Annotated in this window: 12 protein-coding genes; 3 read left to right on the top strand and 9 right to left on the bottom strand. The window is 65.7% G+C overall.

Going from position 1 to position 14,233, the window contains the following annotated elements; genetic code table 11:
- Nucleotides 1-55: 55 nt before the first annotated feature.
- The 7 genes from EAE28_RS15825 to EAE28_RS15795 are packed head-to-tail and all read right to left on the bottom strand — an operon-like array spanning nucleotide 56 to nucleotide 7,776.
- The gene (locus EAE28_RS15825) at nucleotides 56-1,627 is read right to left on the bottom strand and encodes an SDR family oxidoreductase (protein WP_127107996.1); all 1,572 of its coding nucleotides are present in this window, start codon (nucleotides 1,625-1,627) and stop codon (nucleotides 56-58) included.
- Nucleotides 1,628-1,632: 5 nt separating this feature from the next.
- On the bottom strand, nucleotides 1,633-2,133 hold the full coding sequence (locus EAE28_RS15820) for a flavin reductase family protein (RefSeq protein ID WP_164736660.1): 501 nt from the start codon (nucleotides 2,131-2,133) through the stop codon (nucleotides 1,633-1,635).
- Nucleotides 2,134-2,161: 28 nt separating this feature from the next.
- Nucleotides 2,162-2,695: a nuclear transport factor 2 family protein gene (locus tag EAE28_RS15815; RefSeq protein WP_127107992.1), complete on the bottom strand. Its 534-nt coding sequence runs from the start codon at nucleotides 2,693-2,695 to the stop codon at nucleotides 2,162-2,164.
- On the bottom strand, nucleotides 2,692-4,785 hold the full coding sequence (locus EAE28_RS15810; protein ID WP_127107990.1) for an acetate--CoA ligase family protein: 2,094 nt from the start codon (nucleotides 4,783-4,785) through the stop codon (nucleotides 2,692-2,694). Before EAE28_RS15810 ends, EAE28_RS15815 begins: the two co-directional genes overlap by 4 nt.
- On the bottom strand, nucleotides 4,778-5,683 hold the full coding sequence (locus tag EAE28_RS15805; protein WP_246022384.1) for an SMP-30/gluconolactonase/LRE family protein: 906 nt from the start codon (nucleotides 5,681-5,683) through the stop codon (nucleotides 4,778-4,780). Before EAE28_RS15805 ends, EAE28_RS15810 begins: the two co-directional genes overlap by 8 nt.
- Nucleotides 5,684-5,742: 59 nt before the next feature.
- Entirely contained in the window at nucleotides 5,743-6,957 is a 1,215-nt protein-coding gene (locus EAE28_RS15800; RefSeq protein ID WP_220443947.1) for an ABC transporter substrate-binding protein, read from the bottom strand.
- Nucleotides 6,958-7,017: 60 nt separating this feature from the next.
- Nucleotides 7,018-7,776 carry an SDR family NAD(P)-dependent oxidoreductase gene (locus EAE28_RS15795; protein WP_127107988.1) on the bottom strand — a complete coding sequence of 253 codons (759 nt, stop codon included), beginning with the start codon at nucleotides 7,774-7,776 and terminating at the stop codon, nucleotides 7,018-7,020.
- A 255-nt stretch (nucleotides 7,777-8,031) separates the two neighbouring features.
- On the opposite strand from EAE28_RS15795, the gene EAE28_RS15790 reads away from it, so the two are divergent.
- The 3 genes from EAE28_RS15790 (at nucleotide 8,032) to EAE28_RS15780 (ending at nucleotide 12,356) form a co-directional block, all read left to right on the top strand.
- Nucleotides 8,032-8,811, top strand: a complete 780-nt coding sequence (locus tag EAE28_RS15790; protein ID WP_127107986.1) for an IclR family transcriptional regulator — start codon at nucleotides 8,032-8,034, stop codon at nucleotides 8,809-8,811.
- Nucleotides 8,812-9,008: 197 nt separating this feature from the next.
- Entirely contained in the window at nucleotides 9,009-10,649 is a 1,641-nt protein-coding gene (locus EAE28_RS15785) for a flavin-containing monooxygenase (RefSeq protein ID WP_127107984.1), read from the top strand.
- Between the two features lie 81 nt (nucleotides 10,650-10,730).
- The gene (locus EAE28_RS15780; protein WP_127107982.1) at nucleotides 10,731-12,356 is read left to right on the top strand and encodes a long-chain fatty acid--CoA ligase; all 1,626 of its coding nucleotides are present in this window, start codon (nucleotides 10,731-10,733) and stop codon (nucleotides 12,354-12,356) included.
- A 72-nt stretch (nucleotides 12,357-12,428) separates the two neighbouring features.
- Here the strand turns inward: EAE28_RS15780 and EAE28_RS15775 are convergent, their stop codons facing one another.
- A complete protein-coding gene (locus EAE28_RS15775) occupies nucleotides 12,429-13,352 on the bottom strand; it encodes a branched-chain amino acid ABC transporter permease (protein WP_127107980.1) in 924 nt (307 codons plus the stop codon).
- On the bottom strand, nucleotides 13,349-14,233 hold the full coding sequence (locus EAE28_RS15770; RefSeq protein WP_127107978.1) for a branched-chain amino acid ABC transporter permease: 885 nt from the start codon (nucleotides 14,231-14,233) through the stop codon (nucleotides 13,349-13,351). The genes EAE28_RS15775 and EAE28_RS15770 overlap by 4 nt, the downstream gene beginning before the upstream one ends.

Raw genomic sequence — 14,233 nt, 5'->3', positions numbered from 1 at the left:
TCCAGGTGGGTCCGGGAGGATGGAAAATCCTCCCGGTCGGCCGGGGTGGCGCGGTTCAGGCGTCGCTAGCGTCGCCGGCGCTGCCAAAGGCGTTCCAGCCGCCATCGACGCTGAGCAACGTGCCGTTGATATAGCTGGCACCGGGCGAGGCGAGGAACCACACCGCCTCGGCTATATCCTGCGGCTGCCCCAGATCGCCCATCGGAATCCGCGCGCGGATCGATTCGCTGTCGATACGCCCGGCCTCTTCCAGCGCCGCCACGCCCGGGGTGCGGATATAGCCCGGCGCGACGGTGGCGGTGCGGATGCCTTGCGGGCCGAGTTCGGCGGCGAAACAGCGGGTCAGGATGTCGACCCCCGCCTTGGACGCGCCATACGCATGCCGTGGGGCCATCGGCACCAGCCCGGCAATCGAGCCGATGTTGATGATCACGCCGCGCCCGGCCTGCATGCCGGGGATCGCCGCACGGGCACACAGGAATGCGCCGGTGAGGTTGACGTCGAGCACGCGCTCCAGATCGGCTGTGGTCTGCTCGGTCGCTGGCTGGAAGGCGTCGGCGATGGCGGCGTTGTTGACCAGAATATCCACCGGCCCCATGGCCTGCACGATCTGCGCGAAGCAGTCGGTGACGGCTTGTTCATCCGTCACGTCGCAGACAAAGGCCTGCGCCGCCGTGCCCAATGTGGCGGCTTGCGCCCGCGCGCCCTCACCGTTGCGGTCCACAATCGCCACCCTGTCGCCCGAGGCCACAAACCGCGCCGCAATTGCCGCGCCAATGCCGTCTGCAGCGCCCGTCACCACCACGACGCGCGGCGCAGGATCGGCGGCGGGGCGGGTCTGCTCGGCAGCGGGGACACGATCCGCAGGCGGGTGCGCGTCGCCGGGCTGGTTAAACGACATCCAGCCGCCATCGACGCCCAGCACGGACCCCGTCACATAGCGCGCCTTGTCCGAGGCCAGAAACCCGATCGCCGAGGCCATCTCATCCGCCCGCGCCAGCCGGCCCATCGGGATACGGCGGCGCACTGCGCTGAGGTCGGCCTTGCCCGCCGCCTCCAGCGCCGCGACCATCGGTGTGCGCACATAGCCCGGCGCGATGGCATTCACCCGGATCCCTCGCGCCGCCCATTCGCAGGCCAGCGAGCGGGTCAGCGAGATCAGCGCCGCTTTCGATGCGGCATAGGCGTTGCGCGTCGGGTTGCCCAAGACCCCGGCGAGCGAGGCGGTGTTGACGATCACCCCGCCCGAGGGCATCCGCGCCGCCGCCTCACGCGCCATGACAAATGGCCCGGCCAGATTGGTGCGCAGGGTCAGGCGGAAATGGGCGATGTCGGTCTGCACGGTGGGCGCCATGGTCGGCCCCATCGCGGCGTTGTTGAGCAGGATATCCACGCCGTCGCACAGCGTGTCGATCTGCGCGAACAGGGCGACGATCTGCGCCTCGTCCGAGAGATCACACTCAAGCCCGACATGCTGGGCCCCGTGTTCCGCCACCGCCTCGGCCACGCCGCTGCCGGGCAGGTCCACGGCGATCAGCCGCACATCGGGGGCGGCGAATTCGGCCAGCAAAGCGCGGCCGATGCCACCGGCGGCACCCGTGACGATACAGGTTCTGGTGGGGGTCATGGGGATCACTCCGCAGTCAGGCGACGAAAGAATCCGTCGCGGTAAAGCAGGTTCGCGCCGGGCGCGATGCGCAGGCCGACGACCGACCCCAGAAACACCGTGTGGCTGCCTTGCGTAAAGGCTTGCGCCACCACGCAGTCAAAGCGGCTGACCGCGCCATCAAGCATCGGCGCACCCGCCTGCCCCTCTTCCCAGGTTCCCAGATCAAACGCGCCACGATCATCGAGCGGGGTCGAGGAAAACCGCCGGGCAATATCGGCCTGCTCATCAGACAGGAAGTTCACCACGAAAGCCCCGGCCGTGCGAATACGTTCGGCAGCGGGACGGTCGTTGCGAATGCAGACCACCAGCGTCGGCGGCTCGGTCGTGGCCGAGCAGATCGCGGTGACGGTCATCCCCTCCCACGCATCAGCGTGGCGATAGGTGACGACGGCGACGGGCGAGACGACATGGCGCATCGCCGTCTTGTAGTCGTCGACCGCGACGGCGTTGGGCCGATCTTTCATGGGAGCGCTTTCCATTGGCAGGGGCTGGTCAGACGGGTTTGAGGATCTGGTAGACGGGATCATCGGGCCAGCTGCTGCCGACCGGCTGTCGCACGCCAAAACGCTCGGCCTCGCTGCCCTCGGGCACGGTCTGATCCTCGGCCCAGTCATAGACCACGGTGCGCGCCGCGACGCGCCAGTCGTCGCCGCGCTTCTCGAACCGGTCGCAATAACGGCCGATCAGCATGACTTGCCGGACCACGCCATCCGCACCCTTGCCGCGTTGGTGGGCGGTGAAATAGCTTTCGACGGCGGCTTCGGTGGGGCTGGCGAAGTCGATCAGGATGTTGGTCAGCACATGCACATTGCGCGGCCCGGTGGCGAAGACGCTGCGCGCCCAGTTGATGAAACCCTCGGCGCTGCCCTGATAGGGGCCGTGCCGGTCGGTGGCATCGGGCCAATAGGCCGAGCGAAGCGCGACCTCGTCGGCGCGGTCCACGCCGCGACAATAGCGGTGCAGACAATCCTTGATCGCCTCGCGATCGCGCAATTCGGTGATCTGCGCGGCTAGATCGGGTGTCATGGCTGGCCCTCCAGTTCGATCAAGGCATCCAGCGCGATGACGCCCTGCCCTTTGGGCATCACGCGCACCGGGTTCAGGTCGACGCTTACCACCTGCTCGGCATGGGCGGCAGCAAAGCGCGACAGGTCGCTGAGCAGTTGCGCCAGCGCGTCGATGTCGCTGGGCGGCGCGCCGCGCACACCCTCAAGCAACGCAAAGCCGCGGATTTCGCGGATCATGCGATGCGCCTCGGCGACACCGAAGGGCGCGGCGCGGAAGGTGACGTCCTTGAGCACCTCGACAAAGATACCGCCCAGACCGAACATCACCACCGGCCCCAGCACCGGATCACGGGTGACGCCGACGATGGTCTCCACGCCGCCCTGCACCATCGGCGCGACCAGCACGCCCTCGATCCGCGCGTCGGGCATCGCCGTGGCGGCGCGGGCGAGGATATCGGCGGCGGCCTGCCGCACGGCCTCTTCATCTTGCAGATTGACGGCGACGCCGCCGATCTCGGTCTTGTGGGCGATGTCGGGCGAGCAGATCTTGACCACCACGGGGAAACCCAGCGTCGGCGCAAGGCGCGCGGCGCAGGCAGCATCCGCCGCAAGGTGTTCGCGCGCAAAGCGGATCCCCGCGCGCGTCAGCAGCGCCTTGGCGCGCGCTTCACTCAGCGGGCCTTGCGGCAACTCCATCGGTTCCATCGGCGCGGGGGCTTCGTCACGGCGGGCAAAGGCATCGCGGAACCGGGTCAGCGCGCCCAGCGCGTGGGCCAGCGCCGAGCCATCCTCGAACACCAGAAACCCGTCGGCCTCGTAGCGGCGCACCACCTCAGGGGGGGCGGACATGGTCAGCGCGCGGATACTGTCGCCAGCCTCGCCCAGCGCTTCCATCAGCGCCTTGCGCAGTGGGTCGGCATAGGTGCGGCTGGCCGGGCCGGTGCCCAGGATGGCGGTGAAAAGATCATACTCGCCGCGCGTCATCATCAGTTGCACGCAGCGCTGCAACAGGTTCAGATCGCTGACCGCCTGCGCGGTGGCGTCGACCGGATTGCGCGGCGCGGCGAAGGGCAGCATCTCGAGCAACTCGGCCTGCGCATCCTCGGGCATGGGCGAGACGTCGAGGCCCGCCGCCTCGGCATCATCGGCGAGCTGGATGCCAAAGCCGCCGGACATGGTGAAAATCCCGATCCGGTTGCCCGCCGGAAAGCGGCCCGAGGCGGAGGCATAGGCGACGTCGATCTGCTCGGCCGTCGTGGCCGCGCGGTGCACACCGTACTGACGCAGCACGGCGTCGAACACGGCGTCCGACCCGGCCAGCGCGGCGGTATGCGAGGCGGCAGCGGCGGCCCCGACCGACGAGCGCCCGGTTTTCATGAACACAATCGGCTTGCCCAGATCGCGCGCAGTCTCCAGCGCGTTCAGGAACAGATCGCGGTCGCGCACGCCTTCGGCATAGGCCATGACCACGCGCGTCTCGGGCTGGCGGACGACCCAGTCCAGCGCCTCGGCCACGTCGATATCGGCCTCGTTCCCGGTGGTGATCCACTGGCTGATGCCCAGCCCGCGCTGCCGCGCCAGATGGGCGATATGCGCGCCATACGCCCCGCTTTGCGAGACGATGCCAACCGGGCCGGGGGTGATCAGTGCGGTGTCCAGAATGACGCTGAACGTGCCGTAATAGCCGATCGCCGGGTTGAAGACGCCCAGACAGTTCGGGCCGAGCAGCCGCATGCCCGCCTCGCGCGCGGTGGCGACGATACGCGATTGCAGGTATTCGCCCTCGAGCCCCGTTTCAGCAAACCCGGCCGAAAAGATCACCGCCGAACGCACGCCGCGCTCCGCGCATTCCTCAACCGTTTGCAAGGTCGCGGCGGCGGGCAGCGCCAGAATGGCGGTGTCGGGTGTTTCGGGCAAAGCGGCGATCGAGGGAAAGGCGGGCAGACCCTGCACGCTTTCGCGGCGCGGGTTGACCGGCAGGACGCGCCCGGCAAAGCCCGCCTCGCGCAGATAGCGCAGCGGGCGGCCCCCGATGCGCGATACATCATCCGAGGCGCCGACCAGCGCCACACTGCGCGGGGCCATGAGGGCGGCGAAGGCGTCAGACATGCGCGGCCCCTCCCAGTTTCATGCGCGGTTCGGCCAGCCCGGTGACGCCCAGCCCGTCGAGCGCGAACAGATACCCGCCCTGCGGATGGCGCGAGATCGCGCGGCCCGAGCCGCTGTCCTTGATCGAGGTGACATAAAGCTGGTCCAGATTCGGACCGCCAAACGCCAGACAGCTGGGCATATCCGTGGGGGCCTCGACCAGACGCTCCAGCTTGCCCGAGGGAGCGAAGCGGGCGATCTTGCCGACATTGACCAGCGCCACCCAGACATGGCCTTCGGCATCGACGGTTGCGCCGTCAGGGCCGGAATTGAATTGCTGCGTATCGGCAAACACGCGCGGATGCGAAAGTTCGCCGTCGTCATAGTCATAGGCGCGGATGAAGCGGTCCAGACTGTCCGAGAAATACATCGTGCGCCCGTCCGGGCTGAAACACAGCGAGTTCGAGATGCGGATGCCGTTGGCCAGCACCTCGGCCTGCCCGTCACCGGTGACGCGGATCAGCTCGCCCACCGGCTCGGCAAACACGCCCATGCCGCCGCAGACGAAGCGACCCTGACGGTCAACCTTGCCATCGTTGAAGCGCACGCGGTCGCTGGGGATCGCCGGGCGGTAGAGCGGCGAAAGGCTGTCTGCATCCAGATCGACAAGATAGATCCCGTCGAACAGGCCTGCGACCAGCCGCCCATCCTCGCACAGCCCGATCGAGCCAATCATCGACGGCATGAGCATTTGCCCCGACGCACCGCTGGACGGGTCCAGAAAGCGGATCATGCGCGACACGCCGTCCACCCAGTACAAACGCTGGCGCCGGTCGTCCCACAACGGGCTTTCGCCCAGCATGTCCGGGCTTGGCCCGACGCGTTGGGCTTTGATCTTTGTGTCGATAGGGGCGGTCATCGCGTGTCCCGAAAAAATTGGCGACCAGCCCGAAGACCGGTCGCCAGGTGGGGAGGAACTTAGTTGGTGAACAGCGGGCAGGCGCTTTCAGCCTGCGACCGCCAGGATTGTTCAGCCGGGATCTGGCCGAGCACTTCGTACAGATCCCACGGCCCGGTCGAGGCCTCAGGCGTCTGCACGCGCACCAGTTGCATCGGGTGCATCACCACGCCATCGGCACGGATCGACACATCGTGCATGACCGGATCGTTCACCGGCAGCGCCCGCATCTGTTCCATGACCGTGACGCCATCGTCGCTGCCGCCTGCTGCCATGGATTGCAGCAGATGGTTCATCGCCGAATAGGTGACCAGCTGCGACTCGTTGGGATACCGCCCGTCATAGGCCGCGTTGTAGCGCTCGGTCAGGGCGCGGGTCTCATCGTCCGAATTCCAGTAGGCCGCAGCCGAGAACACCAACCCCTGCGTCGCTTCCAACCCGATGCTGTAGACGTTGTTAACCTGAATCCCCAGCGGCGCCAGATGCTGACCGGCGGCGACGATGCCGAACTCTTCCGCTTGCTTGATCACGTTGGCCAGATCGGCCCCGGCGTTGGCGATCCCGATCACCTGCGCGCCGCTGGCCTGTGCTTGCAGCAGCTGCGATGAAAAGTCGTTCGCGCCCAGCGGATGCAGGGTCGAGCCCAGCACCGTCCCGCCTGCCGCTTCAACGAAGCGGGTGGCATCAGCCTGCCATTGCTGGCCGAAGGTGTAGTCAACCGTGATGAAGTACCAGGTCAGGTTGCCCTGTTCGAGCTGGGCATTCACCGAGCCGCGCGCCAGCGTATAGGTGTCATAGGCCCAGTTCGTCGTCATCGGCGAACACTGGCCATTGGTGGTTTCGGTCGTGGCCGTTCCCGCGATCAGATAGGGGCGGTTGTTTTCGCGCATCACGTCCTGAACCGCCAGCGCGATGGACGAGGCCGAGCAGCCGATGATCGCATCGACGCCCTCTTCTTCGACCCAGCGCCGTGCGGTCGACACACCGATGTCGGGCTGGTTCTGGTCATCGGCGATGACGATCTCGATGGGCGTGCCGTTGATCGCGCCGCCGTTATCCTCGACCGCCAGCCGCGCCATCGCGACCGAGCCCGCGCCGCAGTTATCGGCATAGGGGCCCGACTGGTCGTTCATCACGCCAATACGGATCACACCGTCGGAAAAATCTGCAAAGGCCGGCGAAGCGGTCAGCGCGGTGCAGGTCATCATGAGCCCGAAGGCTTTCGTGGTTTTCATGGTCTTCCTCCCATTGGATTGGCTCGGCTCCTCCAGCCTTGCCGGTTCATTTCTCAGCGGTCACGAAAACGCGTAGGTGACCCCTCCGTCGACAAACAGCATGTCCCCGGTCACAAAAGATGCCTCGTCCGAGGCCAGAAACACGGCGGCATTCGCCATATCTTCGGGCTGTCCCAGGCGGCCAATCGGCATGCGCTGGCGGCGGCGTTCCCAGGCCTCTTCCGACACCACCAGATTGGCGCCGTCGGTCTGGGTCGGCCCCGGCGCAATCGCCGTGACGCGGATATTGTCAGGGCCGAACTCAGCCGCACCCGAGCGCGTGGCAGCAGCCACCGCCGCCTTGATCGCGCTGTACATGATGCCGTTCTTCATCGCCAAAACAGCCGAGGGAGAGGCGATGTTGACGATCACGCCCCCGCCCGCCAGACGCATCTGCGGAACGGCGGCCTGATAGCCCCAGATCACACCCTTGAAGCCCACGTCGATCATCCGTCCGATCATCGTCTCGGTCTGGTCTTCCAGCGGGCCGTAGCGGTTATACATCGCGTTGTTGACCAGAATGGTGATCGGCCCCAGCGCATGCTTGATGCGCGCGGCGGCGGTGAACACTTCTTCGCGGTCGGCGACATTGGCGCGCAGGGCAATCGCCTTTCCGCCTGCGGCGACGATCTCTTGGACGGTCGCCTCGGCCACCTCAAGCTTCAGATCGACAACGCCGACAGCGGCCCCTTCGCGGGCATAGGCTAGGCTGATTGCACGCCCGATGCCGCCGCCTCCGCCGGTTACCATTGCCACCCGACCTGTCAGTCTGCCTTGCATGCGTCTTGTCCCCTCCCTGGGCCGGCGATGTGCAAAACCGCCGATAATTCCGTGGCCTTACGCGCTTCCAAAGGGCATGCCGGTTGCGCACACTGCCCGCGCCATTCAGCGGCGGGCAGAGCAAACAGGGCGGACCACACGACGCGACCCTTGGGCAGTAAGGCGTGACGTGAAGATTGCACGAGCGTTTGCATGCAGCCAGAAAATTCCGTAAGTGAATTTGAGTTTCACACTTGTGAATTCCGGGGGGATGCCGTGTCGAACGCTCAGGTCAAATCCGCGATGCGGGCGTTCGAGATCCTCGAACACTTCCGCCTGTCCCAACAGCCCCGCACCATGTCCGAGCTGTCGACGGACCTTGGCTACCCTTTGTCCAGCACCACGGTCTTGCTGAAAACATTGGTTAATCTTGGCTATCTGAACTACGACCGCAGCAAGCGCGTCTACTTCCCCACCACCAAGGTCACCGGCCTTGGTGACTGGGTGCCGCGCGCACTGTTCGGCTCGGGCCAGATCATCGACGCGATGAACGACGTGCACGCGATCACCAGCGAAGGCGTCTTTGTCGGCACCCGCAACGATGTCTACCTGCAATACCTCAAGACCAAGCAATCCCTGCACGCGCTGCGTTTCTACATCGATGAGGGCACGGTGCGCCCGATCACGCAGTCGGCGGCGGGCTGGGTTTTGCTGGCCACCATGCCCGACGACAAGATCGAGAACATGGTCCGCCGCGCCAATATCGCCACGCAGAATCCGGCCGAGCGCGTGCTGATGCCCGAGATCCTGAAATCCGTCGCCGAGGTCCGCCGCCGGGGCTATGGCTGGGCCGAGGGCGTGCCCTTTGCCGGCGGCGCAACCATCGCCGTGCTGATGCCGGGCACCATTCTGGGCAGCCCGGTGACGCTGGCGGTGGGTGGCGTCACCGAGCGGCTGAAGAAGAACTTCGACAAATACCTCGGCGCGCTGATGGCCGCCGCGCGGTCGGTCAAACGCGATCCGGGCTTTGACACCCCCATCCATATCGAGCTGTGAACCCCCTCACATTTCACGGATGTGAATGTTTCGCCCAATTCTGCTGAAGTGTTGCTCGTCGCCGCCTGAGCGCGTTTCATGCGCCCAAGCGGCGCGCGACCCTCAGGAGGAGGCCGCGCTCTGGCGCCCCGGTCCGGCGATTGCGCAGGCCCCCGGCACCCGATGCCCGCAGCAGTCCAATCGGAGGAAGGGCACACATGGATCGCAATTCAGCTAAGGCCGAGCGGGTCGACATGGTCATCGTCGGCGCAGGTTTCGGGGGCATGTATGCCACCTGGAAATTCCGCGAGATGGGCCTGTCGATCGTCAGCATCGAAGAGGGCAAAGACGTCGGCGGCGTCTGGTACTGGAACCGCTATCCGGGCGCGCGCTGCGACCTGCTGTCGGTCGATTACAGCTATGGATTCTCGGAAGAGGTGCAGCAAGAATGGACATGGTCCGAGCAATTCGCCGCCCAGCCCGAGATCCTGGCCTATGCCAATTTCGTCGCCGACCGGCTGGATCTGCGCAAGCACTACCGTTTTGAAACCCGCGTCGAGAGCGCCAAATGGGACGACAAACGCCAGCTTTGGGTCGTGCGCACCAATGACGGCAAGGTGCTTGAAGCGACGTGGTGCGTCATGTCCACCGGCCCGCTGTCCAAGCCGACCGACCCCGACATCCCCGGCCTGAACCGCTTCAAGGGCCTGACCCTGCGGGCCGCGCGCTGGCCGCACGAGGAGCCGGATCTCAAAGGCAAGCGGATCGGGGTGCTGGGCACCGGCTCGTCGGGGATGCAGATCATCCAGACGCTGGGCCGCACCGAGTGCGAGCTGTTCGTGTTCCAGCGGACGCCCAGTTTCACCCTGCCGATGCGCAACCGCAAAGTCTCGGACCGCGACGTGGCCGAGCTCAAGGCCAACTACGCCTCGATCCGCGCGGCCTGCAAGATGAACCCCACGGGCGGCGCGCGCCCCGTCTCGACCCGGCCTTTCTTCTCGATCCCGGCCGACCACCGGCAAGAGTTGATGGAACAGGCCTGGCAGCACGGCGGACACACGTTCCTTGGCATCTTTTCCGACCTGATGGTCAATCAGGCGGCCAACGATCAGGTGGCCGATTTCGTCCGCGACCGCATCCATGACACCGTGACCGACAAGACCGTGGCCGAGAAGCTGAAGCCGCGCGGCTATCCGATCTTTGCGCGGCGGCCTTGCCTCGATACCGACTATTACGAGACCTACAACCGGCCGAATGTGCATCTGGTCGATTGCCTTGCTGACCCGATCGTCGAGATCACCGAAACGGGCATCCGCACGCAATCGGGCGAGCATGAGCTTGACGTGCTGATCCTTGCCACCGGCTATGACGCGCTGACCGGCGCGCTCTTGGCCTTCGAGATCACCGGCAAAGAGGGCGTCGCGCTCAAGGACAAATGGGAAGGCGGGCCGCGTTCGCTCTTCGGGATCATGATGGCGGGTTTCCCGAACATGTTCATGACCACGGGACCGAACGGCCCGGCGGCGCTGGCGAATATCTTCACCATCTCGGAAAACGATGTGGATTTCATCGCCGGGGTGATCGCGCAGATGCAGGCCAGGGGACAGGGGGCGGTTGAGCCGTCTCTTGCGGCCGAGGATGCCTGGATGGCGCAGATCCAGACGCTGGCCAGCCGGTCGCTGATGCTGAAGGCAAAGACGTGGTGGACGGGGTCGAACGTGAAGGGCAAGCCGCAGGGCATGTCGATGTTCACCGGCGGCTTCCACAAATACCGCGAGGCCTGCGAGGCGGTCACCGCCAACGGCTACCGTGATCTGGTGTTTGAACCGGCCCCCGCGCTGGAAACCGCCGCGCGCTGAGCGCCCCTGCCGTACCCGCTTCCCCACCCGGCCGCCGCCTCGCGCGGCCGGGCTGCCCCCTTTCATCCCGGAGTTTGCCCCATGCTCGGTCTCATGCAGGATCAGCCGCTGCTGATCTCATCCCTTCTCACCCATGCTGAACGCTACCACCCGCGCAGCGAGATCGTCTCGGTCACCTGCGAAGGTGAGACCGTGCGCTCGGACTGGGGTCAACTGGCCCGGCGGGCACGGCAAACTGCGCAGGCGCTGTTGCGGATGGGCGTCAAGCCGGGCGACCGGGTGGCGACGTTGGCGTGGAACACGCACCGGCATCTGGAGCTGTACTATGCCGCTGCCGGGATCGGTGCGGTGCTGCACACGGTCAATCCCCGGCTGTTCCCCGAGCAGATCGAATACATCCTAAACCACGGCGGGGCCGAGGTGCTGCTGTTCGATCTGCCGTTCCTGGGGCTGGTCGATGGGCTGGCGGGCAAGATCCCCGCTGTTCGCCATCAGGTCGTGCTGACCGACGCGGCGCATCTGCCCGAGGGGCGAGCCGAGCTGACCAGCTATGAGACCCTGATCAGTGCCGAGGATGGCACGCTGGTCTGGCCGCGCTTTGACGAGCGCAGCGCCTCGGGGCTGTGCTATACCTCGGGCACCACGGGCAACCCCAAGGGCGTGCTATATTCCCACCGCTCGACCGTGCTGCACGCCTTCCTGTGCTGTCAGGTCGACGGGCTGCACCTGTCGCGCGATGACAGCACCCTGCTGGCCGTGCCGCTGTTCCACGTCAACGCCTGGGGCATCCCCTATGCCAGCGCCATGTGCGGCGCCAAGCTGGTGCTGCCGGGGCCGAAACTGGATGGCGAGAGCCTGTTTTCACTGGCTGTGGCCGAGGACTGCACCTTCTCGCTGGGTGTGCCGACGGTCTGGCTGGGTCTGTTCAAATACCTTGATGAGGCCGGGATCGACGTGCAACGCCTGCCCTTCCAGCGCGTGCTGATCGGCGGCTCGGCGGCCCCGCGTGCGCTGTTGCAACGCTTCCATGACGCGGGCGTCCACGCGTTTCAGGCCTGGGGGATGAGCGAGACAAGCCCCGTCGCCACCGTCGCCGCCCTGCTGCCGCATCACCGCGACCTGCCGAAATCCGACCAGATCGACGTGCTTGCCCGGCAGGGCCGTGCGATGTTCGGGGTCGAGTTGAAGATCGTCGCCGAGGATGGCAGCGAGTTGCCGCAGGATGGTTCGGTCTCGGGCGAACTGATGGTGCGCGGGCCGTGGGTGACCTCGGGCTATTACGGCGGGGTTGGCGGGCAGGTGGTCGATGCCGAGGGCTGGTTCGCCACGGGCGATGTGGCCAAGATCGACGTTGAGGGCTTCGTCACGCTCACCGACCGTTCCAAGGATGTGATCAAGTCGGGCGGCGAGTGGATCAGCTCGATCGAGCTGGAAAACGCCGCCCTCGACCACCCGGCGGTCGAAGCGGCGGCGGTCGTCGGCGTCACGCATGAACGCTGGCAGGAGCGCCCGCTGATGCTGGTGATCCGCAAACCGGGCAGCACGGCAGAACCGCAAGAGATCCTCGATTTCCTCACCGACAAGGTCGCCCGCTGGTGGCTGCCGGACGCGCTGGTCTTTGTCGACACGCTGCCGCTGACGGCGACCGGCAAGCTGGACAAGAAGGTGCTGCGCGCGGCGTGGAAGGATCATCTGGTCGGGGCTTAACCCCGGCTGCAACAGGAAAGGGGCGCGCCGATGATCCGGCGCGCCCCTTTTTTCGTGCCTTGCGGGCAGTCTTCAGCTTTTCGCCGGTTTCCAGAACCGCGCCTTGATCTCGCCAACCACGCCCTTGCGGAAGAACAGGATCACCGCCAGGAAGACCGTCCCCTGAATGATCAGCGCCCATTCGCCGAACTGCGCCAGTTCGTCGTTCAGCAGCACGATCAGCGCGGCCCCGACCATCGGCCCGGTCATCGTGCCAAGTCCGCCCAGCAGCGTCATGAAGATGATCGTGCCGGACACATGGAACGACAAATCATGCAGCGTGGCGATCTGGAACACGGCGGCTTTCATCGCGCCCGCCAGACCGGCCAGCCCCGCCGACAGGGTCAGGGCGAGGATCTTGAACCGCTCGGGCTGGAACCCCAGCGATTCCACGCGGTCCTCGTTGTCGCGGATCGCGCGCAGCACCTCGCCAAAGGGCGAATGGACGATGCGGTAGAACAGCGCGATGGCCAGCACCGAGAACACCAGCACGACGAAATACAGCGCCACATTGCTGCTGACATCGAACACCCCGAACAACGCCGACCGCGGGATGCGCTGCAAGCCGTCCTCGCCGCCGGTAAAGGGCGCGCGCAGCAGCAGGAAGTAGACGAACTGCGAGATCGCCAGCGTGATCATGGCAAACTGGATGCCGCCCCGCCGGGCCGAGATCAGCCCGACCAGCCAGCCCAGCGCCGCCATCGCCAGCGCGGCAAGGATGAAGCACAGCTCGATCGACAGCGCGGTGTGCTTGAGCATCCAGCCCGACAGATAGGCCGCCGTGCCAAAGAACATCGCGTGGCCAAAGCACAAGAGGCCAGCGTAGCCCAGGAGAAGGTTGAACGACGAGGCGAAGACCACAAAGCACAGGATGGTCATCAAGAGGATCGGATAGATCTGGAACGGCGCGAGCACGGCCAGAACAGCGAACAGCGCGAAAAGGGCGTAGCGGGTCATCGGGATTTCTCCGGGGCGGAAAACAGGCCGTTGGGCCGCAGGATCAGGGCAAGGATCATGATGACGAAGATCGCAAGGTTCGAGCCTTCGGGGTAGAACACCTTGGTCAGCCCCTCGACGATGCCGATCAGATAACCGGTCAGGATCGCGCCCAGAATCGAGCCCATGCCGCCGATCACCACCACCGCAAAGATGACGATCATCAGGTTCGAGCCCATCGACGGCGACACCTGATAGATCGGCGCGGCCAGCACGCCGCCCAGACCCGCCAGACCGACGCCGAAGGCATAGGTCAGGCTCATCATCCGGGGCACGTTGATGCCGAAGGACTCCACGATCTCAGGCCGCTCATTCGCCGCACGCAGATAAGCGCCCAGCTTGGTCTTTTCGATCAACAGCCACGTCCCAAGGCAGACCGCCAGCGAGAACACCACGACCCAGCCGCGATACCACGGCAGGAACATGAACCCCAGATTGATGCCGCCGGGCATGGGAGAGCGGTAGGGCAACCCGCTTGAGCCGAACTCGAGCCGCATCAGCCCCTCAATAATCAGCACCGAGGCAAAGGTGGCGAGCAGGCTGTAGAGCGGATCGAGGCCGCGAAGGGGCCGCAGGATGGTTCGCTCCATCAGCAGCCCGAAGGCCCCCACAATCACCGGCGCGATGAACAGCGCTCCCCAATAGGGAATGCCCAGCACGTTGAGCAGCAAGAGCGCCACAAAGGCCCCCAGCATGTATTGCGCGCCATGGGCAAAGTTCACCACGTGGATCAGCCCAAAGATGATCGCCAGCCCCAGACTGAGCATGGCATAGAACGACCCGTTGATCAGGCCGATCAGCAACTGGCCTGCCAGCAGCTGGATCGAGATATGGTCGAACAT

The organism is Pararhodobacter zhoushanensis, from assembly GCF_003990445.1.
GTDB classification, from domain to species: domain Bacteria; phylum Pseudomonadota; class Alphaproteobacteria; order Rhodobacterales; family Rhodobacteraceae; genus Pararhodobacter; species Pararhodobacter zhoushanensis.
This window is presented reverse-complemented; position numbering and strand designations above follow the sequence as displayed.